At 58.4% G+C, this 5,098-nt stretch carries 3 protein-coding genes; 2 read left to right on the forward strand and 1 reads right to left on the reverse strand.

Annotated features, from left to right (window positions below; translation table 11 throughout):
* The first annotated feature begins 97 nt into the window (after positions 1 to 97).
* Entirely contained in the window at positions 98 to 2,179 is a 2,082-nt protein-coding gene (locus AC1D17_RS27640) for a type IV secretory system conjugative DNA transfer family protein (RefSeq protein ID WP_477568439.1), read from the forward strand.
* Between the two features lie 359 nt (positions 2,180 to 2,538).
* The gene (locus AC1D17_RS27645; RefSeq protein WP_151047787.1) at positions 2,539 to 2,742 is read left to right on the forward strand and encodes a cold-shock protein; all 204 of its coding nucleotides are present in this window, start codon (positions 2,539 to 2,541) and stop codon (positions 2,740 to 2,742) included.
* Positions 2,743 to 2,910: 168 nt separating this feature from the next.
* Here AC1D17_RS27645 and AC1D17_RS27650 read toward each other — a convergent pair.
* Positions 2,911 to 5,098 (reverse strand): relaxase/mobilization nuclease domain-containing protein (locus AC1D17_RS27650; RefSeq protein ID WP_477568440.1); only part of this gene is annotated, 2,188 nt, incomplete at its 5' end.

Raw genomic sequence — 5,098 nt, forward strand, 5'->3', positions numbered from 1 at the left:
ACCTAAAGGAGGTTATTCCGATCGTGGTTCAGCTCGCGCGCTTGCCGGACGGACGCCGCGTGGTATCGGAGATCGTATTCACCAAGGCAGACGCGCTATGAACCCGGCCCTCCTGCTTTTCGGTGGTCTCATTGCACTGGCCAYGGCGGCGTTTGTGGCGTCACTCGCCTATGCCGGTCTCTATTATACATTCGACAATTCGACGTGGATGCTCCAGGCGCTGCAGGACGATCTTCTGGCATCGTACAAGGCCGCGCGTCTCGATCTCTATGCGGGCGAATGGCATCGGCCAGCGATCGCAGCGGGCGCTGGTTTTATTGCCGGCGCCGCGATGCTGATCACGCTTGCGACGGGCAAGAAGAAATCCACCGATGCGCGCTTCCTCAGCACGATGGAGGCTCGTGCCCTTGGTCTGACGCACACCGGTGGCGTGTTCGTTGGCCGGATCGGCGGCAGCCTGATCAAGGTTCCCGGTGGCTTCACCCAGCGTGGTTACGGCAGGCGGCGGCTGACAAAGCCGAAGCTGTTCGGCGGCAAAAAGCTTTGGATCGATGGTGATGACGTCGGCGGCTTTGTCATCGGTCCGCCGCGCTCGGGTAAGGGCGCATCGCTGATCGTGCCCAATTGTCTCCTCTGGCCAGACAGCATCGTCGTTCTCGACATGCGCGGCGAGACCTATGAGGCCACGGCCGGCTACCGGTCGAAAATCTCCCGCGTGTTGCGGTTTTCGCCAGCCGACGAGAACGGCGACACCGAATGCTACAATCCCCTCGACTTCGTCGCCATTGATCCCGATCAGCGCGACATCGATATCAATTCAATCGCGACCGCCCTCTTACCGACGCCAAAGGGCGATGCCTACTGGATTTCCGATGCGCGTGCTCTGTTTGCCGGTGTCACCTCTTGGGTTTTGGAAAATCCTGATATCCCCGACAAAGACAAAAATCTCGGAACGGTTCTCAATGTCGTCGAAGGTGGTGATCAGCCGCTGCGCGAGTGGTTGGATGAGGTTGCCAACCCCGAGCTTCGGGCCGAGTGGATCAGTTCATTTACCTATACGACAATCGCGCGCTTTGCGGTTATGGCAGGAAAACAGTTCGACGGGGTTTACGGCTCGCTTGCCGCGGCCGTTCGTCCATTCAAGAACAACCGCATTTTGCGAGCGACGGCGCGCTCGACCTTCGACATTCGCGCGATGCGGCGCGAGAATATGAGCCTGTATCTGGATTTTCGGATCCAGCAGGTTGCCTCCATTGGGCCGATCTTCAACGTGCTGATGGTCCAGTTCATGGACTACATGTCGCGCACCATGATGACGCGCGGCGAGCGCCGCGTTCTGGTCTTGCTCGATGAGTTTCAAAACCTCGGCAAGCTGGAAAATGCCCTCACCGTCGCGACCGTTCTTGGCGGCTACGGCATACCCTGCTGGTTCTTCGTCCAGTCGCTGCGGTCGATCGACAACGTCTACACGCGCGAAGGTCGACAAACGCTGGTGAATTCCGCACGCGCTCAAATCTTCCTCGGAGCCCAGGATCCGGAGGACCAGCGTTATGTCTCGCAATTGCTTGGTGAGAGGAAAGAAATCACTGTTGATAAGGCGGTTTCGACAGGCGCCACGCTTTTTGATCGCAAGGGGGCGACCATGTCGCACAGGACAGCGATGCGTCCGCTCATGCGCCCCGATGAACTCGGGGCGATGAACGAGACACGCTGCATCATCAAGTTGCGCAATCAGCAACCCATATTCGGCCTTCGCAACTTTTACTATGCTGATAATGAACTGATGAAGCGCGCTTGGCTGCCAATCGCCGCAACCAATGAACAACACCGGATGACAAGAACTCCGGAGGTGGTGGTAGAGGACATAGACCCGTATCCATCAAACAAGGTCGCGCCAAGCATGGTGGCACCAGGCGCGAAGTTTGCGCTGAAAGCCCCTCTCACTCATGTCGCGGCGTCGATCAGGGTCCCAAACGGACGAAACCTAGACGGTAGCAGCGAAGAGCCATCCAAGGTGAAGCCGGATTTCAGGGCAGCAATCGACGAGAGCGCTCGTCGTCAAAGCGACGCAGATGAGGCAATTAGACGAGTTCTCAATTTTTTTGGAACCACACCGGCGAAAAAACGCGCGATCAAAAAGCTTCGTAAGGAAATTTCGGGGGCATTAAGCGATGAATAGTTCGCTTTTTGACAATCGAGGTCGGTCAGGTTTCGGGGTGGAGCGCTGCAAAGCCGTTCAAGCCGTATAAACACGAAGGGCGCTCGATCCTCTCGGAGAGCGCCCTTCGCAGACCCGGACAGCCACAAACGCGCGACAGTGTCGCTGCAGGTAGCCGTCGATAACGGGTGATGTTCCTTAAATGCGATCGCTGGTACTGATTTTCAAGACCCACACGTCGCCTCGGGCCGCAGGATTGTCCGATGAGACATTGGGTCGTTTTGGTCGAGCAAAGATTCTGTCGGTAACTTGCCTGCGTGCAGTTGGCACAATATTCTTCTCTTAGCGCCTTGCAGCGCGAGCGAAAACGGGGACTATTTATGGCAACTGGTACGGTTAAGTTCTTCAACAACGACAAGGGATTTGGTTTCATCACCCCGGAAAACGGCGGTCAAGACGTCTTCGTCCACGTGTCAGCCCTTCAGGGTAGCGGGTCGCTTCGTGAGGGGCAGCAGGTAAGCTTTGACGTGGGCCAAGATCGAAAGACTGGCAAAGCTAAAGCGGAAAACGTCCGCGAGATTTGATCGCATCACGGCATCGTAAGGTTTCCTCGCACCATTTGCGATTGGTGCGAGGGGCCGGGAATCTCACCCACCTTGATAGACTGAGCAACGACGACGCTACAAATTCCATTGCAGTGGCAAGCTCAATATTGGTGCCAGCATTTCAGCAGCTCATAATCTGGCTTTCGCCTACCGTTCGGCGCCATCGCGCTCCTGCTCCGTCTGACGGACGATTTCTCTACGCCTTTCGTCCTGAACCGCTTTCGTGCCGCCAGCTTGTTCCCGCGCCGCCTTCGCCGCTCGACCTGTAGCAATAGCGTTTTGCTGGACCGCGATTGCGGGATCGACACTTGCCGGCGTCTTCCGGTTCTGATCATGGCCGTTGCCAGCTCGAGCAGCCGGTGGTGTTGCGCCTCCCCCGGACGGATGCATGGCTGACGGTATCTGCTGCAATTCGATGTCACGGCGCTGCTCGGCAAAAAGTGCAGAAATCTCGCGCCGCATTTCCTCGACGGCCTGGCGCTCGCCACTGCTGTCGACCATTGTCTCCAGGCGGTCCATCGATTTATTGGCGCGTGCAACGCGCTCGTCGAACTGTTCCAGCGATAGGGGCATAGTGTTTTCCTTTCGATGTTTGATGTCTGAGACCAAAGTCATGAGTTTCGCCAGTGGCGTGGCTGGATCCGAAGCCGTTCTCTGTGCCGATTTTGCAAAGCGGCTCTGCAGCCATGGCGTTGGCGCCCCATTCTGGGCAGCGCCGGCCGCCTTGACCGAAACGGCCGCACTGAGCCCCTGTTCGGACAGCTGGCGCTCGATAGTCTTGACCACCGCAAGGGTCTCCGCGCCTCGGCCAACTTCCTTCTGTCTCTTCAGCTCCCGCTCAACCTTGCTGATGCTCGCTACGGTCGGCGCCAACAGCAACACTGTTCCGGCTTTCACAGAAACGAACCGAGAGTCGACTTTCAGGGCGCGCTCGACAGTTTTCGACGCGGAAGTAGGGTCGTTGGCATTTTTGATTTCCAGCCGCACAAGCACGAAGCCCGTTTCATTTTGTGGTGGAAGCTTTGGCGGTTTCTCCGCGGCAGCAGCGGCAAACCGATTGGCCGCGTCTATGACTGTGGATTCTGCGCCCACCTTTTTAAGAGCGTCTACAGTCGCTCGCCATTGCGGGGCCAACGCAAGACTGCCGCTGACGAGCGAGGAGCGATCCGCGATGGCGGCCCGCTTGCGCTCGACACGCTTATTGACTGCGGACGTTTTGAGATAATGAGGATCGGCGACACCACGCTGATGCGCGCCGGCCTGCGCCTGGCTGTACGGCCGCGTTGCCGCGACGTCGGCCCGGCGGGTCGCCACCATTGCGATCCCATGCTCACGCGCCTTTGCCGCAAACCGCTCTCGCCATTGATAAAGTTCGGGCTTGGTCAACCGCAGCGCTTTGCCAACATCATCGCGGGCGGAAATCATTGCATGGACGTGCACATGCCCGGTTTCAGGATGATGGGCTGTGACCCACCGGTGCCCCGCGACCTGCTCGCTCAGAAAATCGCGCACCGCGCGGTTCATCGCCTCACCATCTGTGCCGGCGCGGGCTGAGAAAATGACGTGGAAAGCATTGCGCGGCTCGACGGTGCGAATATGTTCAGACCAACTCTGCCAAATCCCATCTGCTGCGTTCTTGATAGACGATCCATGCTTTACCGCTTCGCCGGCACTCGAGGTGACAGGTCTATCGGCATGAAGAAACTTTTCGAGGAAGTAGCGGCCCGACTTTTCCGAAGCCGCAGCCCCGAGAATGCGAACATCGGCCCGGCTGCCAGCCTCTACCAACCGAGCCGCAAGATCCGCTTCGGCAGTTTCCGCCAGCCGCACCGAACCGTCGCCCTTCTCCCGGGCTTTCAAAGCGACAGCCAGTTTTCCCGCCGGCAGGTCCGTGACCGAATAGACAGAAACCTCCCCGTGCGGGCGACGGGAATAAAGGAACGGCTTTGAGCCGAAGGCAGCGTTCAGTGCCTCATGAAGATCGTCGTCTCCAACAGGTTCGGCGAACTTAATCGAGATGCTCGCTACCGCGTTTACGGCGTAGGGCTCCCGGAACTCAGCGATCCAGTCGGATAGAATGGCCGCGCGCGCCTCCCTGGTTGCGATGGCTATCCCGTCCTGATCGACGACGGAGATGTCCACCTTCTCCTTTTGCCCATTTTCAGTTTCGACCTCCCGCGTTCCAAGATAGGTGAGCAGGCCCGCGGCGGAAGCGCGGCTGGAAACCGTTGTTGTGACATTGATCAAAACCGTCTGGGCTCCTGCTGCAAGCGCTGCCCGGCTGACAACCTCCGTCGACACCCTGACTTTCAATGAACCCCGAGTTGCTATCGGC

The sequence above is a fragment of the Pararhizobium sp. P1_E7 genome (assembly GCF_056405855.1).

Excerpts from the sequence above, each read along its gene's own strand:
- AC1D17_RS27645 (WP_151047787.1), top strand. The coding sequence starts at position 2,539 with ATGGCAACTGGTACGGTTAAGTTCTTCAACAACGACAAGGGATTTGGT.